The following is a 24,918-nucleotide window of genomic DNA, read 5'->3' as shown; positions in this document are numbered from 1 at the left end:
AGATCGGGACGCATGACTTGAGCGCGGAGCTCGGCAATCCATGATGCGTCAGAGGGAAGGCTTTGGCGCAATGACCAGACGGGAGGCATGTAGCCATTGAAGCTGAAACTACCCGGTACGACGAAATCGAGCAGGATCCCCGCCCCGTAGCTGAAGAGTGCCATCTGAACGACTGAACCACTCTCGCAACAACGGGCCAAGATCCGCCTGGTTCCCGGGGCGGGATGACCATCCAGACCGTGAAGTGGTTGTGCGGGATCTTCAGTTCCATCGCGCGTTCAAAGAGCTCAACTGCCGTCGGGCGGAGCTGTCCGCCGGGAGGAACTGGAATCCTGGGCAGAAGGTGCCGTCGTCGATGAATTAGTTTTCCTCCGGACCTGACGTTGCCAGTTGTGGACAGGGCTGGGGAGGAGAGTGGACGTCCTAGCGAGGCCAGGTTGCCGGACGGAGCTTCAACGTCCTGGACGGCACGGTCAACGGCAACGGAAGCCGGTTCCATAGTTTTGGCAATAGTGTCAGCGACAGGATCTTCCAAACCCAGCAAGCTCAGAGCTGAAGCTGTCCCAGAGTCACCGCCTGCCCGTCCCGGTTGCAGCGTCCATGCTGCCCACCTATGGGCCCCTTCGGATCACTTCCGCGTTGCGTGATAGCCGCTATCGGCACGCGTCGGGGCATCACCGCGGGCACCGGCCGTGGATGACCGAGCTGGTGGAGCAGGCCAAGCTGCGCAAGGAAGCTTAGCGGAACGAGCGGCCCGTCAGCCCTCTTCGGCAACCTCGGCATGCCACCTCCTGCTCACCCAGGCGGGGAAACGGTGCAGCAGCAAACCCGCTGGACCGGTAGATGACGGGGGTGCATTCATGGATCAGGCGGTGTCAGCGCCAGTGCTTGAGGGCGGTGAGGACCTCGCCGTTAGGTGGTCCACCCGATAAGGGAACCTGCCTTATTAAAGTCATAGGCACGGCGGGAGCTCTCTGGTGTTCAGGGAGTTCCCGCCGTGCGGATGGTGTTTGTGGTGCGGGTTCGTCCCTGTCAGTCCTGGCGGACGTTGCTGGGGTCGACGTTCCGGGCGGCGAAGATGAGCAGGCCGGAGGCCAGGATGGGGAGGACGCCCCACCATAGGGTGGCGTTGATCCAGCCGGCGCCGGCGGCGAGGGCGGCGGTGATCAGCAGGCCGCCGATGATCGCTCCGACCTGGCCGGAGGCGTTGATGATGGAGCTTCCGGTTGCCCGGGTGTGGACGGGGAAGCTTTCGCCGGTGAAGAACAGCAGGGCGGAGAAGGGGCCGATGAGGAAGAACAGCCCGGCGCTGTACAGCCCGATGATGAGCGGGAAGTTCCCGTTCGGTGCCTGGAGCATGGTGAAGAAGGAGGCGGAACACAGGATCCAGCCGATTCCGATCGCGTTGCGGCGCCCGATCCGGTCGCCGAGCCAGCCGTGGAACAGGTAGCCGGCGAAGGCCGTTGCATTGGAGATGATGAGTACCAGCAGCGCGTTGTCGAACTCGATGTTCTTGCCGTCCGGTGCGGTAAGCAGCGACGTGCCGAGGATCGCGAATGCAAGGACGCCGAGCCAGTTCAGGAGGAAGGCTCCGCCGATCGTCAGGGTGGACCTCAGCGACTCTCCGCGGAAGACCGAGACGAGTGGGCTGGCCTTCTCCGAGACGTCGATTCCGTATTTGCTTCCGAGCTGCTGCGCCTCTTCGATCCGGCCGTCCTTGATCATCTTGTCGATCTGGTGACGGTGGGCGAATTGGGGGCTCTCCTTGAGCCAGCGTCCGGCGATGACGATGAAGACGGCGGGGAGGGCGGCGACGGCGAAGCAGAGCGCCCACCCGCCGATGGGGAACAGCAGGTAGACGGACCCGGCAGCAAGTACGGAGCCGACCGGCCAGCCGGATTGGACGAGTGAGTAGATGAGACCGCGGCGGCGGGCCTTGGCGGGATCGCTGTTGTGGGCGAACATCTCGTTGAGGTAGGCCGCGTTGATGGCCTGTTCGGCGTAGCCGAGGCCGGCCAGTGAACGCACGAGGACCAGGAAGACGAGTCCCAGGCCGGCAGCGATGCCCACAACCCAGCCGACAGTGGCGGTCAGCAGTGAGGCGACGGCGGCACCGACGACGGCGATCAGGATGCCCTTGCGGCGGCCGATCCGGTCGACGATCGGGCCGATCCCGAAGGCCACGAGTGCAGTGCCGGCGGTCACCCAGGTATTGATCCCCGTGGACTGGGCCGCGCTCAAGCCGAGGTCTGCGGCCAGCACCGGCAGGAGGTTGCCGAACAGGACGAAGTCATAGACGGCGAAGGTCCAGGCGAAGAAGCAAATCCAGGTGGCCAGCCGGACGTCCTTGGGCGTGACATCAGACTCGACAAATTGAAAGGTTGGGGCAGTGGTCATAACGGTTCCTAATTCACGGGGATGGTGGGGGTGTGATCAGTAGGGAACGAAGGGGGCGGCCTGGAGACCAGCGTCAATAACTGGCTCCAGGCCGCCCCTTTTACTGCGTTTACTGGCTTAGGTTGCGGAACTGAGCTCGGCGACCAAAACCTCGCGGCGTTCGGCGGTTGACCTCAGATCGACCGTGAGTTGGCCGCTGACCTCCTTGAGGACCACACCGTAGTCACGGGCGGCCGCCTCGGCGGTCGTGAAGCCGTCCAGCACGTCCTCGAGGACCTTCAGCGGGTCCCGCTTGTGCGGGTCACCGAAGCCACCACCGCTGGGCACGGTGATCTGCAGGGAGTCACCGGCCAGCAGTTGACGTCCGGTGACCTTGGACGGCCAGGACTCCTCGCCCGCCCGGCCGACGTTCTTCACGAGCGAGCCGTTGAGGCCGTCATGGCCGCCGAAGGCGCCCCATGGCACGTCCGACTCGTGGCGTTCACCCTCGCAGGTGATCGCGGTGTCGGTCAGGAAGGTGTTCTCCCGGACGATGCCGATGCCGCCGCGGAATTCACCGGCGGCCGCCGGCTCGGAGCGCAGTTCGTAGCGGTCGGTGCGCATCGGGAACCGCCACTCGAGCTCCTCGATCGGGTTGTTGCGGGTGTTGGCGATGAGGTTGTCTACGGAGTCCGGCCCGTCGCTGGTGGCGCGGGCGCCGTAGGAGCCCTCGTTGACCTCGAGGTAGACCCAGTACTCGCCCTGTTTCTCGTCCCATCCGGAGTAGGAGATGAAGTGGATGTGGGCGGAGTTGCCGGCGGTGACGCGCTCGGGGATGACGGGGGCGAGGGCCCGCAGGGCCAGGTCGACGGCCCGCTGTACCTGGGAGAACCGCGAGAAGGTTGCGGCCGGGTACGTGGGGTTGAAGATGGTGCCCTCCGGGGCGATGACCTTCAGCGGCTTGAGCATGCCCTCGTTTTGGGGCACGAACACGGGGAAGGCGACCTCGTCCAGGAATATCATCCGGGTGATGAACGTGAATGCCGAGACCGTCGTGCCCTCGAATGCGCAGTTGTAGGCGGTGGGCACCTGTTCGGAGGATCCGGTGAGGTCGTAGGTGATCTCGTCACCCTYGATGATCACCTTCACGACGATCGGCAGCTTCTTGCCGTAGTTGCGGCCGTCGTCGTCCAGGTAGCCGACCTCGGTCTCGTAGACGCCGTCGGGGATCTTGGCGATCTCCTGGCGCAGCATCCGCTCCGAGTAGTCGATCCAGCTCTGGCCGGCTTCGCGGACCGCGCCGAAGCCGTACCGCTCGATGAGGGCGGTATAGCGGGACTTGGCCAGCTCGCAGGCGGCGATCATCGCCTGGAAGTCGCCCTCGTTGGAGGTGGGTGTCCGGGTGTTGTTGAGGATGTGCCGGATCAGCGATTCCTGGCGGACGCCCTTCTCGGAAATCTTCACTGCCCGGAAGATGGTGCCTTCGGACTGGATGTCCTGGATGTCCACCATCAGTCCGGAGTACGCACCGCCGTTGTCGATCAGCTGGCCCGAGGCGCCGGCGAAGCCGACGAGTTCCCCGTCGTGGAAGATCGGTTCGATGATCGCGACGTCGGGGGAGTGCGTGGCGCCGAGGTACGGATCGTTGTGCAGGATGATGTCACCGTCGTGGATGTCGTCGCCGAGGACCGAGATCACACCCTTGACGATCTTGGGCATCGAGCCCATGAACATTGGCGTGGAGTCGGACTCGGCCAGCACGTTGCCGTCCTTGTCGAAGAGCCCTGCACCGAGGTCCTCGGACTCACGGATGATCGAGGAGTAGGCCATGCGGAAGAGCACCGATGCCATTTCCTTGGCTGCGGAGTTCAGGGCGCCGCCGATCACGCGCATCAGGATCGGGGTGGCCAGTTTCTCGGCGCTCTGGGTGGCGGCCGGGCAGTCGATGACGAGGTTGCCGGCTGCGTCCACCGCTCCGGAGAATCCCGGAGGAATAACTGTGGTGGAGTCGTACTGCTCGATGATGGCGGGGCCGGTGAAGGTGATTCCCACGCCCATCCTGTCGCGGTCGTAGAAGCCGGTGTCCAAGGTGACCGGCTTGCCATCCTGTTCGAAGGTCACCGGGCGGGTTTCCACCAGGGCGTCATCGAGGGAACCGGACTTGATCGCTTCCGGCGTGGGCAGGTCATCCATCAGGGCGCTGGCCTCCACGCGGATGTTGATGACTTCCACAGTGCCGTTCTTGAAGCGGTGCCCGTACTCCTCGAAGTGGGCGTCGTGGAAGGCTGCCTCGGCCTTTTCCAGCCAGGCCTGGTTAACCGGTCCGGCGGGCGCAGTGAAGCGGATCTCGTACCCCTGGCCCTCGTAGCGCGCGTCGGCGAGCCATTCGAGCTTGCGGCGTCCGGCTGGCACATCCTCGGCATCGAGTTGGGCGTTGGCCTCGCGCTCCAGTTGCTCATAGGAGCCCTGGATGGCGGCGGGGTCCGCGCTGGCGAACGTGAACCGCCTCGTGGCGACGAACTCATACTTCTCGTCGGTAGCCAGCAGGCCGGTCGCAGCCATGATGCCCGGGTGGGCCGGGATCAGCACCTTCGGGACCTCCAGCTCCGCGGCGATCTCGCAGGCGAACAGTGCGCCGGCGCCGCCTGCCGCGACGAGGGTGAAGTCACGTGGATCGTAGCCGCGGCGTACGGAGTTCTGCTCGATCGCCTGGGTCATGCCGAACTTCTGGATCTGCAGCGCGCCGAGGGCGGCCTGGTCCACGGACATGTTGAGTTTTTCCGCCAGACCTTCCATGGCCTTTCGGGCGCCATCGAGATCCAGATCCATGCCTGAGCCTGCCAGGACGCGGTCAGGACGCATGCGCCCCAGCAGCATCTGGGCGTCAGTTGATGTCGGCTCCGTCCCGCCGCGGCCGTAGCAGACCGGGCCCGGGACGGCGCCGGCAGACTGCGGACCGACGCGGAAGACCCCGCCGGCGTCGACGTAGGCGATGGAGCCGCCGCCTGCGCCGATGGTGTCGATGTCCACCATCGGGACCATTGCCTGGTGGTCGCCGATCTTGGTGTCCAGCAGGTGGCGCATGCGCAGTTCACCCTGGTAGGCCACACCGATGTCCGCTGAGGTCCCCCCAATGTCCAGAGTGACCACGTTCTCGAAGCCGGACTGACGACCGGCCCACATGCCGCCGATCAGGCCGCCGACCGGTCCGGACATCATCAGTGTGACGGGCCGCTTGGCGGCTTCCTTGATCGGGACCATACCGCCGGACGACTGCATCAGCAGGATCTCCCGCTTGTAACCCAATCCTTCTGCCTGCTCCTGCAGGCGGTAGAGGTAACGGGAGACCCGGGGCCCGACATAGGCATTCAGCGCCGTGGTGGAAAACCGCTCATACTCCCGGTACAGGGGCACGATCTCGCTGGAAAGGGACAGGTAGGCCTCAGGGAACTCCTCCGCGACGATTTCCCCGATCCGCTGCTCGTGGGCGGGATTCAGATACGAGTRCAGCAGGCAGACGGCGATGGCTTCGACTCCGGCCGCCTTCAGCTCGTGCACGCGCTCACGGACCTCGTCCTCGTCCAGGGGAACCAGGACCTCGCCGTTCGGTGCGGTGATGCGCTCCTTGACGGTGAGCCTGTGGCGGCGCTTGATCAGGGGCTTGGTCTGCCAGGGCAGATCCTGCTGGAGGGAGAAGTTGTACGGCTTCTTGTGACGGGCGATGTGCAGGATGTCCCTGAAACCCTCGGTGGTGATCATCCCGACCTCCGCACCCGTGTGCGTCAGCGCGGTGTTGGTGGCGACAGTGGTTCCGTGCACCAGCTGGTCGATCTCCGAAAGCGACACACCGGCCTTCGCGCAGAGCTTTATGATGCCGTTGATCACGGCCTCAGACGGATCGTGCGGGGTGGAGGGAACCTTCTCCACAACGGCGATGCGCTGGTCGTCGTCCGAGAAATACAAGTCGGTGAATGTACCGCCGACGTCTACTCCGATGCGCTTCATAAGGGGGTCCTTTCGAAAGTTTGGTTCAGGACTGGGTTGAAGGTAAAGACGGGGGCCTCTCGGCCGGGCCCGGATTCACCCGGGATTGGAGCTAGTCCGCTGGGCCGGGGGTCCGGTCCCGCAATCCGATGTGCGGTAGCTCACATCGTTGCTTAGAAAGCAATTTAGTTCCTTTATGAACAACGCGCAATGCTTTTGACGTTCATTTCTTGGGACTTCCCCTTTTGCGTCAGGGGACGTGCGCCTCCCAAAGTGTTGGAGAGCAGCTTGCGGAAGGATTCGGCAAGGCTCTGCCAAGCAAGGTGGGGAGGGGGGAGGACGCGATCGCCGAGGGCTTCCGCCCGATCATCGTCAAGGAGGCCGTGGGCGACCGCGTGCCAGGAGTCGTGGCGTGGAACCTGTTCGATATGGACTCCAAGTTCGGCGACGTGGAGCCGCTGGAGAACGTCATCCAGTACCTGAACAACCTGCCCGACTTCGCTGATACCGTCCCGACCTCGGCGATCCCGGTCGCCAGGGCTGCCGTCGCCTGATCTGACCCTCAATGCCACAGCGCGGCCCCGGATCTCCTGGGCCGCACTGCGGCGTGCCGGGACAGGTATGATTTGTCCTCCGACGAGAGAGGTTGGATGGGCACACCGTACGATGGCTACGGTGACTGCGCGTAGCGCCTGGAGAGGGAGAACCCATGCTTGACCCACAAACAACCACTGACAAACCGCAAGGGGCGGCAGCATCGCTGCTCAACGGTCTTACCGTGCTCGAAGCCTTCTCCGTCGCCAAGCGTTCCCTCCTGGGCGTCACGGAGATCTCCGAGCTCGTTGGCCTGCACAAGAGCACGGTCTCCCGGATGCTTAGCGGCCTGGACGAAGCCGGCTACGTGCAGCGCGACGAGGAAACAGGGCGATACCGCCTCGGGCTCGGGATGATCGGCCTGGCCGGACCACTGCTGGCCGAGCTTAGCGTCCGCCGTGCCGCCCTGCCCCACCTCGAAGAGGTCACACAGGCCACCGGCGAAACGGCCGCGATCGCCGTTTGGAACGGCAGCAACGCGATTGTCGTGGAACAAACGGCTTCCACCCACCAGGTCAAGCACAGCGCGGCGATCGGCACGCGCTACAACAAGTTCGCCAGTTCCTCAGTCCGCGTGTTCCTCGCCGAACTGCCGCCCGAGGAGACCGACCGTCTGCTTGCCGACCGTACGGTCCTGCGGGAGGGCTACCTCGGTCTCGAAGACCCGGCCCACGAACAGCTCGTCGGCGTGCGGGACGACGGCTTCGCCGTCAACGACGGCGAGACCACTTACGAGGAATACGGCGTGTCCGCTCCTGTGCGGGACTACCGGGGCGAAGTCGTCGGCTGCATCACAGCCAGCGCGCCCAGATCCCGAGTGCAGTACATGCAGAGTCAGTCGATCCTGCGCGATGCCGTGCTAGAGGCCGCGGCGCGGGTGTCTACACGGTTGGGCAGCCTGCCGGGGAAACAGATCCAGGTCGCTGACGGCGCTGTTGGCTGATCCGAGCAGGAGCCGATGGGCCTGCGAGTCGTGATCCTCGATGGTTTGCCAGAGCAGGGACCGACGGAACCTCAAGCAGGGCCACCCCCTCGAAGTTGGCAGCTGCTCCCTCTCGGAAGACTTTTTCCAAGTGCGACAGCGCGGTCAAGCGTCTCGATCTGAATGCGGTCGAATACACGATGTTGCTGACGTTCGCCTAGCCGCGTGGATGAATCACCCCGGAAGCGAGGCCGCCCAGCCCAAGCGGGTGGATACTTCCGAGGCAGCCTGTTGTACGGCTTGAACCAGAGCATCCTTGGTGGCGTGCTTGTGCACACGGGAACGGGGGGCGGATGCAGTGATGCACCCAACCACCTTGCCCCGGTAATCCCGAACCGGAGCGGAGACCCCAAACTCCTCCTCCGTAGTCGAACCGTCGTTAACGGCGTATGCCTGCCGGGCGACTTCCTGCAGGTGGGCGGTGTGGTCCAACGGCAAACCATCTCCTGCCGTGCGTAGTATCTGCCCGGATTCGATCAGTTCGGTCGCGAGAGCCGGCGCCAGCTCCGCCAGGAAAACCCGCACCGAAGAGCTCTCGAATTTGTTGTACCGGGTTCCGATGGTGGCAGTGTGTTTGACCTGATTCGGGCTGGCAACCTGCTCCACGACGATGGCCTCGTGACCATTCCAGACCGAGATAGCGCTGGTCTCTTGGGTGCTTTCGGTTAACCTCTCCAAATACGGAACCGCAGCACGGCGGACATCCAGATCCGCCAGCAAAGGGGCGGATAACGCGAGGAGGCCCAGCCCGAGCCGATACCGTCCCGTCTCCTCATCCCGCTGGACATATCCAGCTTCTGTTAGACCGCTAAGGATGCGTGAGACCGTGCTCTTGTGGAGGCCAACACGCTGAGCAACCTCAGTCACACCAAGAACCGGACTTTGAACGGAAAAGGCTTCCAGTACAGCAAGACCATTCAACAGTGACGCCGCAGCTCCTTGGACCTGCCCGTTGTCCTGCCTCGGCCTGCCTGCCACCTTCATCCTTTCGCGCTACGTGACTATCCCGCCACTCTTTGGGGCCATCATATGCCGCAAACTGTACCCGCCTCACTGAGGTTGTCAGTTCCATACTGCGGACGTGAGATTAACGAACAGAAAGCCCGCCTTGGCGGGCCTTCAAAGTGTTCCGCTCAGACTACATCCGAGTTTCGGCAGGCTTCCCTGCCTTTGCCTTGTCCCGAAGGGGCTGCTTTGCTAGCAACATAGTCACAACAGGAGCAACGCACATAGGCCTACTGTGCGCTCTATCCACCCGATATACCTGACCAGGCGGGCCGACGATGTTGCTCGTGGAGCAATGGGAGCCTCATCAGAGAAACCGGGGGATGTTGTCATCGCGTGGCACGAATGTTTCCGCCGGGAAAACTGCGGACGCCTCAGCCCGTGCAGCTGGGGTCGGCGGGCGGCCCCCGGGCAGGCACTGCTGATCGCGCCCGGATCGTGGTCAGCAGTGCCGCCGCGGCCGCGAACCGGACCCTCGCCGGGCTGCCGGAGTGACGCACTCGCCGATGCTCGCCCTATCGAAAGTTGGTGCGGTGGAGATGCGGACTCCGGGCACCTCTGGTGCTGTGCCGGTTCGTGCGCTACAGTATCCACTACAGCAACCTCGTTGCTACCGTAGAAACACAACAGCCGAGAGAGTGGAGAGAACCATGACAACAGAGACAGAGACGTCCAACGACATCGAAGCCCGTCTTGCAGCAGTGCTGGAGGAGGCGTTCGAAGCAGGCACGGGCATCTACAACGAGCGAGGATTCAAGCGTCGGATCGGCTACGGCAACCGCCCCGCCGTCATCCACATCGACCTCGCGAACGCTTGGACCCGTCCGGGCCACCCGTTCAGCTGCCCGGGCATGGAGGAGATCATCCCGAACGTCCAGCGGATCAACGAGGCCGCGCGCGCCAAGGGCGTCCCGGTCTTCTACACCACGAACGTGTATCGCAACCGCGACGCCACCTCCGGGACGAACGACATGGGTCTGTGGTACTCGAAGATCCCCACGGAGACCCTTCCGGCGGATTCCTACTGGGCGCAGATCGACGACCGCATTGCGCCTGCGCCCGGCGAGGTCGTGATCGAGAAGAATCGCGCCTCGGCGTTCCCGGGGACGAACCTGGAGCTCTTCCTGACCTCCAACCGCATCGACACCCTGATCGTGACCGGTGCGACCGCGGCCGGGTGCGTGCGCCACACCGTCGAGGACGCGATCGCGAAGGGCTTCCGCCCGATCATCCCCCGGGAGACCATCGGCGACCGCGTCCCGGGCGTCGTGCAGTGGAACCTCTACGACATCGACAACAAGTTCGGTGACGTGGAGTCCACGGATTCGGTGGTGGAGTACCTGAACCGCCTCCCGCAGTTCGAGGACACGGTCCCGAAGACCCTCTCGGATCCCCAGCCCGAGGTGGCGACCCCCGCGGATCCGGCCTGAGCCGCACCGCACTCTCGGAACCCCGCGGCCCGGCATCCCCAGGCCGACCCGACGACAGCCGGCACCCCTCAGCGGGTGCCGGCTGTCGTCGGGTCGGGCTGGGCTGCGGTGATGAGTGCGTTTCTGGAACACTGGCTGGACCGCCGACGAACTGCGCTCGGYCGGCCTCAGCGAACCCGAGAAGAAGCTTCGCGTGCGCAAGCGTGCAACGTGCCGGAGCACGCTGACGCCGTCGGCGTCGGCGTCGGCAAGGACTGAACAGCCTCACCACCACGGTAGCCTCTCGCCCACGGTAATGATGGTAAAGGTCCTGAACCGGCGTGACTCGTCGCCCACCTGACGCGTGCGAACGCTGTCTTCCTCATGATTTGTCCACCGGTCCAGGACCCCCACCAAGCTCGTTGAGCCAGGCGGGCGACAAAGGCTTCGCCGGCCGGGAGTTCGAACGGTTCATCACCGAGGACCTCGGCGCGCACCTGATCCGCCCGGACCGCAAAGACGAGAAGCCCCGCTTCGGGAACTTCGGCGGCATCCGGCAATGGATCGAATCCGTCTTCGACACCCTCAAAGGCCAACTCACCCTTGAACAGCACGGCGGACGGGCCCTCGCCGGAGTCTATGCCAGAGTCGCGGCCAGACTCTTCGCACTCGCCGCCGGCATCTGGCACAACTGGCACATCGACGCACCCCGCAAACGCTCACTCATCGCCTACGACCACTAAACGAATACGGACTCACTCATCTAGGCAGAGAAAGCCTTTCCGGTACGACATCGGATATCCACGACGTCGACGCGGACTGCCCGTCTTACGTCCATCGCCCAGGCCATGACGGAGGAATAATCCCAAGGACAGCGCCACATTCAGTCAACAGGGAGCGCCCAAAGCGGCAGGTCTCGATAGGCCGAAGAGCGGGCCTGCTCACAAGGTCCCTCCAATCGAAGCCGGTTGCAGCATCGGCCCTGTCGCACGAGGCGCCTTCGGTGCTGTTGGCGCTGAGAGGCAATGTCGGACATAGAGCGCCGGTGCGAACGAGTAGCCGGTAACCTCCGCCAAATCTGGCTGACAAGAGCGAAGCGGTTCCACCTTACGGGACATGACCACGTTATGCGCGACTCCGAAGCCGCGGGAAGAGCTCGGACATCGCCGCGCCCGTGAGGCGCGGCGTCAAAGGGACATTCTGGCAGGTCACCAGCTCGCCGAGGACCCCGGCGCGAGGTGGACAGGACCGCGCTTCGCCCGTTCGTTCTCCACGGTCGTCTGTGCGCCTCGCATCGGTCTAAACGTCTGCAGGACCCGTATCGGTCAATCCGTCACGGCAGGGCCTCAGGGCGCGCGAAAACTGTGCGACGACTTGATGGATGCCGCGAGGTCGGAGCGGAAGAATGCCAACACCTCCGCAGCACGAGCCGCGTCGCTGGAGGATGTCGCGACAGCACCCGCGAAGACCGTGCTGATCGCGCAGTCGGCGGGGAGGACGCCGAGGATGCGCACGCCGGGCTGCCCGACCAACTCGCTGAGCTGCTGCAGGCCGAGATCGACCTCGCCCTCGGCGAGCAGGCGCGCCACGGGCACGCCTGGACGGGCCTGCACCAGCCGGTCGCGGACCTCATCGGTCATGCCCCAGTGGTCGATCATTAGCAACAGTTCGGTTCCGCTCGGACCGGTGGAGTATCCGATGCGGGATGCCGTGCGCAGGGCGCTGCGAAGCTCATCGGCATTCGCAAAGGCCGTGCCTTCGGGACGTTTGGCTGCATCGGGGCTGCGTGTGGGCACGCCTACGGCTACCTCCGACAGGACGATCGGGGCGATGGATGCCGGATCGACGTGCCGCTCGGCAGCGAGGCGTTGGAGAGCGTCCACGGCGAGGAACACAAGGTCGAACGGCTCGCCGACGGTAACCCGCTGGGCGGCGTCCACTCCGCCGACGGATTCGAGCTGCAGAAGCGGTAGCCCCGCCGCGGCGGCAGCTTCAGCGAGGTCGGCGAGAACGTGGCGGGTGGCCATCGACGAGATCGCCCTCATGCGGCATCCTCGAAGGTCTCGGCGTCGACTTCGGCGGCAGATGCCGGTGCATAGCGCGCGCCAGAGATGGTGGCCGTGCCAATCAGCTCGCCGGCCCGCGCCAGCAGCGCGCCGTCGACAGAGATGCCGACCGCCGCCATGTTCTCGCGCAGGTGCGCGACGCTCGTTGTTCCCGGGATCGGCAGAACGTGATCGCCGCGGGAGAGCAGCCAGGCCAGTGCGAGCTGTGCGGGCGTGCAACCGGCCTCCGCGGCCAGCTCTCGCCAGAAGTCCAGCAGTGCCGCATTCGCACCCCAGTGCTCGGGCTGGAAGCGCGGCATGCTGCGGCGGATGTCGTTCGGGGCCATCTCGCCCGGGTCCTTGATCGCATCGGCCAGGAAGCCCCGTGCCACCGGGGAAAACGCAACCAGAGTCACGCCGTCCTCGCGAGTGGCGTCGAGCATGCCAAGCTCGGCATTGCGGCTCCACAGCGAGTACTCGTTCTGCACAGCCGCGATAGGGGTGATTGCCTGCGCCTCGCGCAGCCGCGCCACCGACACCTCGGACAGGCCGATTGCGCCGATCTTGCCCGCGGCGACCATCTCGGCCAGCGCGCCGACGCTGTCGCCGATCGGCACCTTCTTGTCCCAACGGTGCAGGTAGTACAGGTCGATGTAGTCGACACCGAGCCGGCTCAGCGAAGCATCGACCTGTGCGCGCAGCGTATCGGGGCGTCCATCGATGACTTTCACGCCGTCGACGGACGCCATCCCGCATTTGCTCGCCAGGAACACCTCGTCGCGGCGCCCCGCGATCGCGGCACCGACAAGTTCCTCGTTGCGGCCGCCGCCGTAAAGCGTCGCCGTGTCGAGCATCCCGATGCCTTCGTCAAGAGCCGCGCGCAGCATCGCCAGCCCCTCGCCACGCGACGGGGGGACGCCGTACGCGTGGCTCAGCGACATGCAGCCGAGCCCGGTGGAGGGCAGCCTCACGCCAGCTGCTTCTCAAGCGAGCCGAGCACGCGGTAGCAGTCGATCACCTGGCGAAGCGACGAGTTCGGCTCGCGTCCCTCGCGGATAGCCGAGATGAACTCACGATCCTGCAGCTCGATACCGTTCATGCTGACAGCGACGTGCGACACGTCGATCGACTCCTCACGGCCGTTGTAGAGATCGTCGTAGCGCGCGACGTAGGTCTCGGTGTCGCCGATGTAGCGGAAGAACGTGCCGAACGGCCCGTTGTTGTTGAACGACAGCGACAGCGTACAGATCGCGCCCGACTCGCTCTTGAGCTGGATCGACATGTCCATCGCGATGCCGAGTTCGGGGTGGATCGGGCCCTGGATCGCGTTCGCCTGCACGATCTTGCCTGCCTGGTAGGCGAACAAGTCGACGGTGTGCGCGGCATGATGCCACAGCAGGTGGTCGGTCCAGGACCGGGCCTCGCCCTTCGCGTTCGTGTTGGTGCGGCGGAAGAAGTACGTCTGCACGTCCATTTGCTGCACGTGGAACTCGCCCGAGGCGATCCGGTTATGTACCAACTGGTGCGAGGGGTTGAAGCGGCGGGTGTGGCCGACCATTGCGACGCGATTGGATGATTCAGCCGCCTCGAGCGCTGCCTCGGCGTCCACGAGCGAGTCGGCCAGCGGAATCTCGACCTGCACGTGCTTGCCGGCGGCGAGCACCGCCTGGGTCTGAGACGCGTGGAGCCCCGTGGGCGTCGCAAGGATCACCGCGTCGACGTCGTCGCGCTCGAGCACGGCGTCCAGGCCGACAACGGCGTTCGCGACGCCGTATTTCTCGGCGACCGCCTGGGTCGGTTCGAGCCGCGTGCCGCTGACGACGGTCACCTCGGCATCGGGGATGTTCATCAGGCCGTCGAGATGTTTCATGCCGAAGGCGCCTGCGGCGCCGACGACGGCCACACGGATCTTGTCAGTCATGGGGGCTCCTTTGTTGCGGATGCGGTCAGTCGGTCGGGTTCGTGAGAACAAGGTGGCCGACGGCGGTGTTCGACGCGGGCACGTGGTAAAAGCGGTGGTTCACCTCGGGGCTCTCGCCTCCGAACTGATCATCCATCGCACCGCGCGCGATGAGCCAGTCGACGAGCTCGATGCCCTCGGACCCGGCCTCGTCGACGTACTCCATGTGCTGCCATTCTGTCAGGCCCACGGGGTCGGCGATGAGGTGGTCCAGGAATGCGTTGTCCCACTCCTCGTTAATGAGGCCAGCGCGTGGGCCCTGCAGCTGGTGGCTCATGCCGCCGGTTCCCCAAATTTGTACGTTGAGCGGCTCACCGTCCCACTTGTCCAGCGCACGGCGGAGCGCACGCCCGAGTTCGTAGCAGCGACGTCCGGACGGCACCGGGTACTGCACAACGTTTACGGCGAGGGGGATGACCCTGACGGGCCATTCCTCGACATCGCCATACACGAGCGACAGCGGCACCGTGAGGCCGTGGTCTACGACCATCTCGTTGACGAGCGTGAGGTCGAAGTCGTCCTGGATCACGGACTGGGCGATGTGTGCGGCCAGCTCGGGATAGCCTTTGACGTCGGGCACCGGGCGGGGGCCATAGCCCTCGTCGGCGACCGGGTACTCCGCGCCGGTGCCGAGTACGAAGGTCGGGATGATCGAGGAGTCGAAGGCCGTGGCGTGGTCGTTGTACACCAGGATGACGACGTCGGGCAGGTTCTCCTTGGCCCACTTTCGCGTCCACTCATACCCGGAGAACACCTTCTTCCAGTACGGCTCCTCGGTCTTGCCGAGGTCCATCGCCGCGCCGATCGCCGGCACGTGCGAGGTGAATAGTGCCGAGGTGTACTGCGCCGGAGCATCCTGCCGCATCGTCTCGGCCTTCTGACCGGGCTCAGGAGGCGTCCATCCGTCGAGATCCTTGAGGCGGTTTCCCTCCGGGCGGCGCCCACCGCCGATCATCATGTCTCGGTACGCGGCCTCAGACATGCCCGTCATCGAGCCGGCCATCTGCTGGAAGCTCAGGCCGTGAGTGGCGCCGATCTTGGCCAGGAAGTAGATGTTCCCGCCCTCGGCGATGCAGGTGTTGAGGTCGATGTCGAGCACCGCCTGGCGCTGCACCGGGTTGAGAGGCCACTCGTCCAGGTACGCACCGCGGTCGGCCAGGTACCGTTCGCGGTTCTCCGGTTTCATCAGCGACATGCAGAACTGGTTTAGGTTGTAGCCCTTTCGGGCCTGCTCGGCATCAAAGATGGTGGTGCCAGGGACGTTCTTGTACGGTTTGTCGAGTGCCATGTCATACTCCTTCGGGCCAGTAGAGGCGGCGAGGATTGTCGACAAGCAGCTGCTGCTGCAGTTCCGACGTCGCCGCGATCTGCGGGATGTAGTCGACCAGAAGCCCGTCGTCGGGCATGTGGTCCTTGAGGTTGGGGTGCGGCCAGTCGGTTCCCCAGAGGACGCGGGAGGGGAACTCCTCGACTACGCGGCGGGCGAAGGGCACGACGTCGCGGTAGGCGTGCTGTTCGCCTTCGAGAGCGCGGGGGCCGGTGACGGACAGACGCTCAGGGCAGGAGACCTTGGTCCACACGTTAGTGTTCTCACGCATGAATCGCAGGAACAGTTCGAACTCGGGACCGTCCGGGTCCTTGGTCACGTCGGGCCGTCCCATGTGATCGACGACCAAGTCGGTCGGGATCGACGAAAAGAAGTCGTACAGCTCGGGCAGATCCTCGGCCTCGAAGTAGATCACAACGTGCCATCCAAGTGGCGCGATCTTGGTCACGATCTCCTCGAGCGAGTCGGTGGGCACGCGGTCGACCAGACGTTTCACGAAGTTGAACCGGACGCCCCGTACCCCGGCCTCATGCAACTCGGCGAGTTGCTCGTCGGTCACGTCACGGCGGACGGTCGCAACGCCGCGGGCGCGACCTCCGCTACGCTGCAATGCGTCGACCAGGGCCCGGTTGTCGGAACCGTGGCATGTCGCCTGTACGATGACGTTGCGGTCGAATCCCAGCTGGTCTCGCAAGGCGAACAGCTGGTCCGCCGAGGCGTCGCACGGGGTGTACTTGCGCTGAGGTGCGTAGGGGAACTGCCCGCCCGGCCCGAACACGTGGCAGTGGGCGTCTACAGAGCCCTCTGGCAGCCGGAACGTCGGTGTGCTCGGTCCGTCATACCAGTCGAGCCAGCCCTCCGACTTCTCGAAATCTCCGGTGGTATCGCCGTGTGTCATCATCAGTTCTCCACGTATTCCAGGCCGGCCTTGGCGAGAGGCTCGCGCATGCCGTAGATATCCAGGCCCAAGACGCCTTCACGGAACTTCACGCGTTTGGCTTCCTCGTTATCCTCGCGCTTCTGGCTGGCGTCTGCCACCGCTCCGACAAGCTCGCCCGGGACAACCACGACGCCGTCGACGTCGGCCACGACCACGTCGCCAGGGTTCACCACGGCGTTCGCGACCACTACGGGGATGTTCACCGATCCGAGGGTGGCCTTGACCGTGCCCTTGGCGTTGACAGCGCGGGAGAACACCGGGAAATCCATCTTCTCCAGATCGGCGACGTCGCGGACACCACCGTCGATCACCAAGCCCTTGCAGCCGCGGGCGGTCAGCGAGGTGGCGAGCAGCTCACCGAAGAAGCCGTCCTCGCTTTCGGTGGTGCAGCCGGCGACGATCACATCGCCCTCCTGCACCTGCTCGGCCGCGACGTGGAACATCCAGTTGTCACCGGGCTGCAGCAGCACGGTCACTGCCGGACCACAGAGCTTGGCGCCGGTGTAGGCCGGCCTGATGTAGGGGCGCAGGAGCCCGACTCGCCCCATCGCCTCGTGGATAGTGGCGACGCCGAACTGCGAAAGCCGTTCGACGTCCGTGGGATCCGGACGTTCGATGTTGGTGCGGACGATGCCGAGGTTGTTCAGTCGCATTTGATGGTCCTCTCAGAGTCCGCGCGCAGTAAGGGCGCGGTCAAGCCGTGGGTAGACACGGCGGGCGTTGGCTTCGAACACCTGCGCGCGCTGTGCGTCGTTCAGGTTCGTGGTGGCGTCGACGTACCGCTTGGTGTCGTCGAAGTAGTGTCCACTGCGCGGGTCGACGTCGCGCACGGCGCCGATCATCTCGCTCGCGAAGAGGATGTTCTCGGTCGGGACGACCTTGGTGAGAAGGTCGATGCCCGGCTGGTGGTACACGCAGGTGTCGAAGAACACGTTGTTCAGCAGGTGCTCCTCGATTACGGGCTTGCCCAGCGCCATTGCGAGTCCACGGAAGCGCCCCCAGTGGTAGGGAACGGCGCCGCCGCCGTGAGGGATTACGAGCTTCAACTCGGGGAAGTCGCGGAACAGGTCGCCCTGGAGCAGTTGCATGAACGCGGTGGTGTCGGCGTTGAGGTAGTGCGCTCCGGTCGTGTGGAAGGCCGGGTTGCACGACGTGCTGACGTGCACCATCGCCGGGATCTCGTACTCGACGAGTTTCTCGTATATCGGGTACCACGAGCGATCGGTCAGCGGCGGGGACGTCCAGTTGCCGCCGGACGGGTCGGGGTTGAGGTTCACGGTGACAGCGCCGAGTTCCTCGACGGCGCGAGTAAGCTCGGCAACGCTCGTCGCGGGATCCGTACCGGGGGACTGGGGGAGCATCGCCCCCATTAGGAAGTGTTCGGGATAGAGCTCGCTGACGCGGGCGCACAGGTCGTTGCAGATCCGGGCCCAGGTCTCGCTCACAGCGAGGTCTCCGATGTGGTGCGCCATGAACGAGGCACGAGGGCTGAATACGGTGACGTCGCTGCCGCGCTCGTTCATGAGCTTGAGCTGGTTGGCCTCGATGGTCTCACGGATGTCGTCATTGCTGATGCGCAGGGTCGCGGGGTCAGGAGCGTCCGCGCGTCCTTCAGTGAATGCGATCTGCAGGTCACGCCAGGCTCCGAGCTGTGTTGGAGCTGTGGTGTAGTGGCCGTGGATGTCGATAATCACGTGTGTCGTCCTTGTCACTGGGTGTAAGCGGTGCGAGAGCAGCTGCACGTCGTTGAATCAGTGCTGCCCCAAACTGACTTTAGGGGTGTTTGCCACTGTGATCCAATAGATATGCAAAGACAGAGCCATAGATAGGATCTATGAGATGACGTTCACCGACCTCAACCAGCTCCGGACATTCGTCACGCTCTACGAGCTGCGCAGCGTCACGGGCGCCGCCAGGCGACTGCACGTGACACAGCCCACGGTCAGCTATTCCCTGAAGCGGCTCAGGGAGCGGTTCGGCGACGAGCTGTTCCGTCGCGAAGGGAACGACATGGTGCCGACCGCGAAGGCGACGCAACTGTTTGGGCCCCTACACAACGCCTTGGCACAAATAGACGCGACCGTCATGGGATCGGACGTGTTCGAACCGACYGGATTCAGCGGCGAACTCGTCCTCGGACTCACCTCGATCGGCGAGCAGACGTTCCTCCCACCGATCATGACCGCCCTCGGGCGGGTCGGCGCCGATCCGCGGATTCAGGTAGAACGGCTCGATTCAGACGAGGTCGAGGGCGGGCTAATCCGCGGCACCATCGATCTGGCACTGACCGTGTCGCGGATCAGCACACCGCGGCTGTGGAGGACGCACGTGCGTTCGGTCGAATACGTGGCGCTGTCGTCCGGGTCCCATCCACTGCCCGCGACCGGGCCTGACATGTTCGAGGGGAGGCGCTTTGTGCGGGTTTCCGCCCGTGGCGGGCACGTCTATCCTGTGCAGGCGCTGACCGAACACGACTTGATGTCCCAGGTCGTGCTGACCATGGAGGAATACGGCACCGTGCCCGCCGTGCTCGAGGCGACGGATCTGGTCGTCCTGCTGCCTCGACATGTAGCGGGGGTGTTCTGCGGCTGGTTTCCCGGCCTTCGCATCGCCGAGCTGCCCTGGTCCGGGCAGAGCACGCCGGTGGAGTTGTACACGCGGCGCGAGGCCAGCCTCTCGCAGGCGCAGCGATGGTTCCGCTCGCTGGTGCTTGATGCGGTTGCGGCGGATGAATACAGGTCGTAGTCGTAAGCGTCTGCGGGCGTCTCAAAATCGGACAGGCCGCTCACGCTGCATCGGCGCAACTGAAGAGGTCGGTGGGGACGGTGCGACGCGGTGTCGCCAGTCGACCTCGAGATTGTGAGGTTCTTGTAATGAAGGCACCTGTTATTCACGGCACTGGCAGCATGACCTGGGAGAAGGCCCGACCATGTCCTGCAGGGTGCTACCACTCGCTCTTGAGAATCGGCTGGATCGTAGGCCACCTCATCGACGCGACACAGGCAGGACAGTCAGGCTTCCCATCGCCGGCCGGTCCAAGCGGAGCGCTAGCGTTTCGTCCTGTTCCAGCTGGCCTTACCCGGAGCGAACGGGCTACGCACATGGATCGACCATGACGAGTGCGGGTGGATCGTCAGAATCGCGTGCTCCCACCAGGCGCGGGCTTCGTTTGAGAGCTCCGGTAGAACCGCATCCTTGTCGGCGTCGTCCTCCGGACGGGGACGCAGCGCCTTCCAGACCAGCTGCACCTCGGGCGCCCCGGTCGGGATGCCGTCGACGTCGATCACTGCACGATCCCACGGCAGTTGCAGTCGGGGATCTCGGCGATAAACCCAGACGCGATCCGTGCCGTCCTCGACGTCGACCTGCAGTACCCATGCGCCCGTCGCGTCGTCATGGATACGGATCGGCTGCAGATCGGCATCCATATCAGCCTCTGCCCAAGGGAGAACGCCGTCGCCTGACGGAGCCCACGCGCTAAACGGCGCCGGCAGGTCTTGCACCAGTTGGGGCAGGTCGGCGATCGTCGTGCTGACATCGACATTGTCGTGCTCGCGAGTGTTAGTGCCGAGCCAGTGGTCGAGCGCCACCCCTCCGGACAGCCACCAACGCGCCGATGACGGCCCGAGCAGCTCCGCTATGACTCGCGGGGGCAGGGGTTCCCAGCGCGTCGCGAGGGTGGGTGCGGATGAGGCCATGGCTCAAGGCTACCCGTAGGCGGCGGTGGTTTGTCGAAATGGCATTGGGATCGAACCCACCTGTCCGTGAACCGTCCCGGTTTTGATGCCGCTATCTTCTGTGAGACAGATAGTGATTATGCCCAAGCAGTTCCCTTCACCCGGCCTGTGCCGGTAGGCAACAGCAGCCTCAACGGCGTGACGTAATCCGCCCATCGGCAGAGGCCCAAGCAGGGGGTAGCCCGAAAGGTTACCCTCCGATCGGAAACTCCTTTTTCTTTTTCATGCCGGCCCTGCGGGGCATGAACGACGACGGCGGGACCCCTCGCCGGAGACCCGCCGCCGTCGGACTGCCGTCAGCTGCCCCTTTTGTACGGAGACGCAGTTCAGATGGGTGTGGCGTCCGTCATGAGAATAGTGGGCTGCGCCGCCTGGGTGAGGGACGACCTGAAGATTCAGGGTAGAGGGGTGCGGGGGGTCGTGGAGTATTTCCTGATGGGCGACGCGCAGCTCGATGGCAGTGGCCAGCGGCTCGCCTGTCCCGGGGTTGCGGTTAAAGCGCGGGTGGGCGCCGCTTGAGACCTGTAGCCGGATGCGGTGGCTGCTGCGGAAGCGGTGGGCTGTCGGCCAGAGCTGGATGTGGACGGTTCGGATTCTTTCGGGGTCCGGGAGGTTGTTTCCTGGGTGCAGGCGGATGATCCCGTCGCAGAGATTTAGTGACCGGCCGTGCGGATCCACGTCGCAGAGCCTGGCATGGAAGTCTGTGTGCTCGAGGCTGGAGCGGATGTACAGTGTCGCGGTGACGGGGCCGATGACGTCGAGATCGGTTTCCAACCGGTTGCTGGTGAAGGTCAGGACGTCCGTGCCGGCTTCGAGTGTCCTGTTGTCCTGGCTGCCGGCGCCCCAGCCGACGACGCTGCCGCCAGCCGCGGGTGTCGGGTTGGCCGGGTCGTAGACGTAACGGGACGGGGGCGAGGGCGGGGCCGGCCGCATGTCGAGTATTCCGGCAGGCTGCAGGTACCACCGGGCCGGACGGCCGGTCGCCGGGGGCCAGCCGGGCAGTTCGGCCCAGTGGCGGGTGCCGGTGACCCGCACCCTGACCGGCAGAGCAGGTTCTGACGGGCGTCGGTTTCCGAGCGCGCGGTCAAGCGTGGCGAACGCATCGCGCTGGTAGGACCGGAGTGCCATGTTCCGGCCGTGAGCCGCCGAGCTGATGAACAGCCGCACGGATCGTCCCGGGCGACTTAGCGCTGCGTAGTCGGCAAGGACGTTGGGGAGGAAGAAGTCCCACCACGCTCCGGCCAGATGCACGACCGGAGGCATGTTCGAGGCGTTGGGGCGGTAATCCATTGCCGCCCAGTATTCGTCGTAACGCTCGTGCCGGATCCATTCCTGGAAGTATCCGATCCGGTCACCCGTGGCGACCCTGTCCGCTCCACTGACCGGCAGCTGGTTCGCGGCGCGCGTCAACCGGGCCTTGGCCGTGAGCGCCGACACGGTCCGGGTCCGGATAGATTGGTCCGGGCTAAACATGCTGCTCACCAGTTGGGCCCATCCGAGGGCGTTGCCGAGGGCGAAGACACCTCCGGGGTACATGAACGTGTGATAAAAATCCGATGGACCGACGTCGAGGATCGCCGCTTTCCATTCGGGTATCACCTGGGAGGCCAAGTCCCATTGGGCGTACCCGAGGTAGCTGGCGCCCCACGTGGCGAACGCGCCGGGGAACCAGTCCCGGCCCCGCATCCACTCGATGATCGCCAGGCCGTCGTCGCGGTTCATCACAAATCCGTTGAAGGTCCCGCCGGATCCGCCGGTGCCGCGCAGGCTCTGGACAAGGACCTGGTAGCCTCGCTCGGCGATCAGCCGCGACACGAGGATGTTGGCTGACCCCCTCCCATACGGCGTGCGGATCAACACCACCGGCGCCCGGGCGTCGGTCACCGGAAAATACCGGTCCGCCAACAGCACCACCCCATCCCGCGCCGGGATCGCCAGATCGCGCTGCACCCCTACGGATGGCGACCGAACCGGTGGAAGGCCAAGCAGCCAGCCCAGAAGCCGGCCAGACGTACTCACCGCCTCACTTTTCCTCCCACGAGAGGACCTCCTTAGCGGGCTGGCCCCGTTGTTCCTTCTAGAACGAACAGTGGCTCTCAGCACCAGGCGGACTCGCATAAAAAGTTTGCTGCTGAAGTGGACTGACTTGCGAGTTGCCGCTGCAGATAAGCATGCATGTTCTTCGGATACCGGGCCACTCTTTCTCCGGGACGGTTCTAAGGCCTTCGCCGCTGGTCTGGGAGAGTGGGCGGTCAAATCGCGGCTTGAAATGGCGGTTTGCGGTTCCGTCTGCGCGCGGCTGTGCGGGAACAATTTAGATGAGTCTTTCGCGGCGGGGGAGCGGTCGGAGGGTGTTGCGGTAGGGGGCCGGCATAGGTGCAGGGGCCAGACGCTTGCCGGCCGGGGCCCTCAACACCGCCCCGGACCACGGCTGGCGCTTAGATGATCCGCGGCGCGCACATCAGTGGCCGCGGGCTGAGCCAGGTTCTTGGGCACTTCGAAATCGTTAGGATGGCGGGTATGGGGCTAGGCACAGTGCTGATCTGCGGTGCCGGTATCGCCGGCCCGACCCTGGCTTACTGGCTGGCCCGGGAGGGATTCCGCCCGACGGTCGTCGAACGCGCCCGGGGACTGCGCTCCAGCGTTAACCCGGTCGATGTGCGTCGCGGGGCCGCCCAGGTGGCCGGCCGGATGGGAATCCTGCCGCGTTTGCGTGACGCGGCCACCGACGCGACCGGCTTCGCGTTTGTCACACCCTCCGGCCGCCGGATCGGTCCGCTAAGGCTGGGCCGGTCACATCGCGGCGAGGTCGAGGTGCCCCGGGCCGACCTATCGGCGATCCTCTGTGATGCCGCCCGCGACGATGCCGAGTTCGTCTTCGGCGACTCGATCACCGCGCTGCGCCAGGACGCCGGGGGAGTCGACGTCACCTTCGAGCACGCGGCCCCGCGCCGGTTTGACCTGGTGGTTGGCGCCGACGGGCTGCACTCGAGCGTGCGCACCCTGGTGTTCGGCCCGGAGGCGGACTTCGTCCGCCACCTCGGGCTGTACGTCGCCACACTGCCGCTCGACCGCCTCGCGGCAGATCCGGCCACGATCCTGATGTACAACGCGCCGGGCCGGTCACTAACGGTGCACCCCGTGCGGGGCAGCGAGGGGGCCGCGTTCATCTTTCGCGGCCCGGACCGGCCCGGGCTCGACCGGCGCGACGTCGAGGCCCATAAGCGGATCACTCTCGACGCCTACGCCGGCTGGCCGGCACCCGCGCCACCCGTGCTGCCTGAGCTGCTCGAGCGCCTGCGCGCCGCCGACGACCTGTACTTCGACTCGGTCAGCCGGGTCCGGCTGCCGGCCTGGTCCCGCGGCCGGGTCGCGCTGCTCGGAGACGCCGCCTCCTGCATGTCCCTGTTCGGAGACGGATCCAGCCTGGCCATGATCGGCGCCACCACCCTGGCCGAGACATTGGCCGTCACCCCCGAGGACCACGCCGCCGCCTTCCGCGCCTACGAAACCCGCCACCGCAAAGCCAGCGGCCCGAGCCAACGCGGCCATACTCTCGCCTCCGCGCTGCTTGTGCCCGCGACACATACCGGCATTACCGTCCGCAACCTCACCGCATGTTTGCTCCCACGCGTGCCGACCCCACCACCGCGCTCCGCGGGATCCAAGTGACCGGCCCTGCGAACGCCTCAGCGGGGCGAACTCGAAAGCGCAACCGGCACACCGGCCCGCACCGCAGATCCTTGCCCCGGCGCGTCGGCGGCTGACGCAGATGGGCGAGTGAGCGCCGGGACGTTATTCACGCCATCTGGGGTCCGAACAGGATCTGCTGTCGGCTTTTGAGTACGTTGGGGAAGCTGCGTGCATCATCGACCGCAGCGGCACCGCCTACCGCCTGGCCCTGGATCCGAACCGCCACCTGATCCTGGGACCCTCCCGCGGCCCGGTGGAATTCCATTGGCTCCGCCACGCGTGGCTGGACGCGCAAAACGCGCACCCGGAGGGGCACCGGCTCCGGCGCTTCTACCCCGCTACCCGTCACGAAGTGGTCTCGGACCTGTTCGAAACCCTCGGCTTGGAACGCGGGACAGCACCGGCCGCGGGCGCCTGGTCTCTGAACATTGACGGCCTTGCATCACACCCGTCCAACATTCAGGAGATCGACCAAAGGCTCGCAAGCCAGGACCGGCTGGAGCAAGCCCGTGTGGAGGACCCCTTCGGACACCTCTACCGGCCCGCACGACACCGTAAACACCGGTACCTGCGGCCCGCCGCCGGATCCATCCTCTACATCGAAATCCCCGCCCGCGGCTCCATGAGTTCGCGGTGAAGACCGCGCAACGGCCGGTGTTAAGGGTCCGTCCAGATTGATGCCGGCCCGGGAAGCGCGGCCCGGGCCGGTGTTATCGTCGGCAGTGAACACGACGGCGGGCATCGCGCGGAGAGGTACACATGACCACGATGAGCAGGCCGCCTGCGGATCCTTCGGCGGTGCGGCCGGGAGTCGGGGAGAACTTCAGTCGGTGGCTGCTGTTCGGTCTGCAGGACGCCAAGGGCGT

General features: G+C 65.2%; 18 protein-coding genes and 1 pseudogene. 7 read left to right on the top strand and 12 right to left on the bottom strand.

The window, feature by feature from the left end:
• Window positions 1-1,032: 1,032 nt before the first annotated feature.
• Both AC1DR1_RS19385 and AC1DR1_RS19380 read right to left on the bottom strand, forming a co-directional pair.
• Window positions 1,033-2,397 carry an MFS transporter gene (locus AC1DR1_RS19385; RefSeq protein WP_229994290.1) on the bottom strand — a complete coding sequence of 455 codons (1,365 nt, stop codon included), beginning with the start codon at window positions 2,395-2,397 and terminating at the stop codon, window positions 1,033-1,035.
• A 117-nt stretch (window positions 2,398-2,514) separates the two neighbouring features.
• The gene (locus AC1DR1_RS19380) at window positions 2,515-6,381 is read right to left on the bottom strand and encodes a hydantoinase B/oxoprolinase family protein (protein ID WP_476993119.1); all 3,867 of its coding nucleotides are present in this window, start codon (window positions 6,379-6,381) and stop codon (window positions 2,515-2,517) included.
• Between the two features lie 302 nt (window positions 6,382-6,683).
• Here AC1DR1_RS19380 and AC1DR1_RS19375 point away from each other — a divergent pair, with 302 nt between their 5' ends.
• The gene (locus AC1DR1_RS19375; RefSeq protein WP_229994292.1) at window positions 6,684-6,914 is read left to right on the top strand and encodes a cysteine hydrolase family protein; all 231 of its coding nucleotides are present in this window, start codon (window positions 6,684-6,686) and stop codon (window positions 6,912-6,914) included.
• 155 nt (window positions 6,915-7,069) lie between these two features.
• Window positions 7,070-7,897 (top strand): IclR family transcriptional regulator, encoded by an 828-nt coding sequence (locus tag AC1DR1_RS19370; RefSeq protein ID WP_229994293.1) that lies wholly within the window; start codon window positions 7,070-7,072, stop codon window positions 7,895-7,897.
• Between the two features lie 213 nt (window positions 7,898-8,110).
• Here AC1DR1_RS19370 and AC1DR1_RS19365 read toward each other — a convergent pair whose 3' ends face one another.
• Complete coding sequence (locus AC1DR1_RS19365) at window positions 8,111-8,914, bottom strand: IclR family transcriptional regulator (protein WP_476993118.1); 804 nt, start codon at window positions 8,912-8,914, stop codon at window positions 8,111-8,113.
• A 677-nt stretch (window positions 8,915-9,591) separates the two neighbouring features.
• Between AC1DR1_RS19365 and AC1DR1_RS19360 the strand changes: the two genes are divergently transcribed.
• Complete coding sequence (locus AC1DR1_RS19360; protein WP_229994295.1) at window positions 9,592-10,371, top strand: N-carbamoylsarcosine amidohydrolase; 780 nt, start codon at window positions 9,592-9,594, stop codon at window positions 10,369-10,371.
• A 416-nt stretch (window positions 10,372-10,787) separates the two neighbouring features.
• Window positions 10,788-11,093: pseudogene (locus AC1DR1_RS19355) on the top strand (IS982 family transposase); the annotation flags it as partial.
• Between the two features lie 603 nt (window positions 11,094-11,696).
• Here the strand turns inward: AC1DR1_RS19355 and AC1DR1_RS19350 are convergent.
• The 7 genes from AC1DR1_RS19350 to AC1DR1_RS19320 are packed head-to-tail and all read right to left on the bottom strand — an operon-like array spanning window position 11,697 to window position 18,316.
• Complete coding sequence (locus AC1DR1_RS19350) at window positions 11,697-12,395, bottom strand: substrate-binding domain-containing protein (RefSeq protein ID WP_229994296.1); 699 nt, start codon at window positions 12,393-12,395, stop codon at window positions 11,697-11,699.
• Window positions 12,392-13,366, bottom strand: coding sequence for an aldo/keto reductase (locus AC1DR1_RS19345; RefSeq protein WP_229994297.1), 975 nt, complete (start codon window positions 13,364-13,366; stop codon window positions 12,392-12,394). Before AC1DR1_RS19345 ends, AC1DR1_RS19350 begins: the two co-directional genes overlap by 4 nt.
• Window positions 13,363-14,316, bottom strand: a complete 954-nt coding sequence (locus AC1DR1_RS19340) for a Gfo/Idh/MocA family oxidoreductase (RefSeq protein WP_229994298.1) — start codon at window positions 14,314-14,316, stop codon at window positions 13,363-13,365. Before AC1DR1_RS19340 ends, AC1DR1_RS19345 begins: the two co-directional genes overlap by 4 nt.
• 25 nt (window positions 14,317-14,341) lie before the next feature.
• On the bottom strand, window positions 14,342-15,643 hold the full coding sequence (locus AC1DR1_RS19335) for a protocatechuate 4,5-dioxygenase subunit alpha/beta (protein WP_229994299.1): 1,302 nt from the start codon (window positions 15,641-15,643) through the stop codon (window positions 14,342-14,344).
• 1 nt (window position 15,644) lies between these two features.
• The gene (locus tag AC1DR1_RS19330; protein WP_229994300.1) at window positions 15,645-16,583 is read right to left on the bottom strand and encodes an amidohydrolase family protein; all 939 of its coding nucleotides are present in this window, start codon (window positions 16,581-16,583) and stop codon (window positions 15,645-15,647) included.
• The gene (ligK, locus tag AC1DR1_RS19325; RefSeq protein ID WP_229994301.1) at window positions 16,583-17,275 is read right to left on the bottom strand and encodes a 4-carboxy-4-hydroxy-2-oxoadipate aldolase/oxaloacetate decarboxylase; all 693 of its coding nucleotides are present in this window, start codon (window positions 17,273-17,275) and stop codon (window positions 16,583-16,585) included. Before ligK ends, AC1DR1_RS19330 begins: the two co-directional genes overlap by 1 nt.
• A 12-nt stretch (window positions 17,276-17,287) precedes the next feature.
• Window positions 17,288-18,316 (bottom strand): amidohydrolase family protein, encoded by a 1,029-nt coding sequence (locus AC1DR1_RS19320; RefSeq protein WP_229994302.1) that lies wholly within the window; start codon window positions 18,314-18,316, stop codon window positions 17,288-17,290.
• 145 nt (window positions 18,317-18,461) lie between these two features.
• On the opposite strand from AC1DR1_RS19320, the gene AC1DR1_RS19315 reads away from it, so the two are divergent.
• Window positions 18,462-19,367, top strand: coding sequence for a LysR family transcriptional regulator (locus tag AC1DR1_RS19315; RefSeq protein WP_229994303.1), 906 nt, complete (start codon window positions 18,462-18,464; stop codon window positions 19,365-19,367).
• A 302-nt stretch (window positions 19,368-19,669) separates the two neighbouring features.
• Here the strand turns inward: AC1DR1_RS19315 and AC1DR1_RS19310 are convergent, their stop codons facing one another.
• Both AC1DR1_RS19310 and AC1DR1_RS19305 read right to left on the bottom strand, forming a co-directional pair.
• On the bottom strand, window positions 19,670-20,320 hold the full coding sequence (locus AC1DR1_RS19310; protein ID WP_229994304.1) for a nucleotidyltransferase domain-containing protein: 651 nt from the start codon (window positions 20,318-20,320) through the stop codon (window positions 19,670-19,672).
• Between the two features lie 261 nt (window positions 20,321-20,581).
• Window positions 20,582-22,378, bottom strand: coding sequence for a CocE/NonD family hydrolase (locus AC1DR1_RS19305; RefSeq protein WP_476993117.1), 1,797 nt, complete (start codon window positions 22,376-22,378; stop codon window positions 20,582-20,584).
• Window positions 22,379-22,879: 501 nt separating this feature from the next.
• Between AC1DR1_RS19305 and AC1DR1_RS19300 the strand changes: the two genes are divergently transcribed.
• Together AC1DR1_RS19300 and AC1DR1_RS19295 are read left to right on the top strand one after the other, a co-directional pair.
• Window positions 22,880-24,031, top strand: coding sequence for an FAD-dependent monooxygenase (locus AC1DR1_RS19300; RefSeq protein ID WP_476993116.1), 1,152 nt, complete (start codon window positions 22,880-22,882; stop codon window positions 24,029-24,031).
• Between the two features lie 274 nt (window positions 24,032-24,305).
• Complete coding sequence (locus tag AC1DR1_RS19295) at window positions 24,306-24,689, top strand: hypothetical protein (RefSeq protein ID WP_364746217.1); 384 nt, start codon at window positions 24,306-24,308, stop codon at window positions 24,687-24,689.
• Window positions 24,690-24,918 lie beyond the last annotated feature (229 nt).

Source organism: Arthrobacter sp. P4_F10, assembly GCF_056401435.1.
The sequence above is the reverse complement of the archived record's forward strand: the minus strand, read 5'-3'. Positions and strand labels throughout refer to the sequence as shown.

What these genes read in the sequence shown, in the direction of transcription:
- AC1DR1_RS19385 (WP_229994290.1), bottom strand. Translation starts at nt 2,397, where the DNA reads ATGACCACTGCCCCAACCTTTCAATTTGTCGAGTCTGATGTCACGCCC.
- AC1DR1_RS19370 (WP_229994293.1), top strand. Translation starts at nt 7,070, where the DNA reads ATGCTTGACCCACAAACAACCACTGACAAACCGCAAGGGGCGGCAGCA.
- AC1DR1_RS19360 (WP_229994295.1), top strand. Translation starts at nt 9,592, where the DNA reads ATGACAACAGAGACAGAGACGTCCAACGACATCGAAGCCCGTCTTGCA.
- AC1DR1_RS19350 (WP_229994296.1), bottom strand. Translation starts at nt 12,395, where the DNA reads ATGAGGGCGATCTCGTCGATGGCCACCCGCCACGTTCTCGCCGACCTC.
- AC1DR1_RS19340 (WP_229994298.1), bottom strand. Translation starts at nt 14,316, where the DNA reads ATGACTGACAAGATCCGTGTGGCCGTCGTCGGCGCCGCAGGCGCCTTC.
- AC1DR1_RS19335 (WP_229994299.1), bottom strand. Translation starts at nt 15,643, where the DNA reads ATGGCACTCGACAAACCGTACAAGAACGTCCCTGGCACCACCATCTTT.
- AC1DR1_RS19330 (WP_229994300.1), bottom strand. Translation starts at nt 16,583, where the DNA reads ATGATGACACACGGCGATACCACCGGAGATTTCGAGAAGTCGGAGGGC.
- ligK (WP_229994301.1), bottom strand. Translation starts at nt 17,275, where the DNA reads ATGCGACTGAACAACCTCGGCATCGTCCGCACCAACATCGAACGTCCG.
- AC1DR1_RS19310 (WP_229994304.1), bottom strand. Translation starts at nt 20,320, where the DNA reads ATGGCCTCATCCGCACCCACCCTCGCGACGCGCTGGGAACCCCTGCCC.
- AC1DR1_RS19300 (WP_476993116.1), top strand. Translation starts at nt 22,880, where the DNA reads ATGGGGCTAGGCACAGTGCTGATCTGCGGTGCCGGTATCGCCGGCCCG.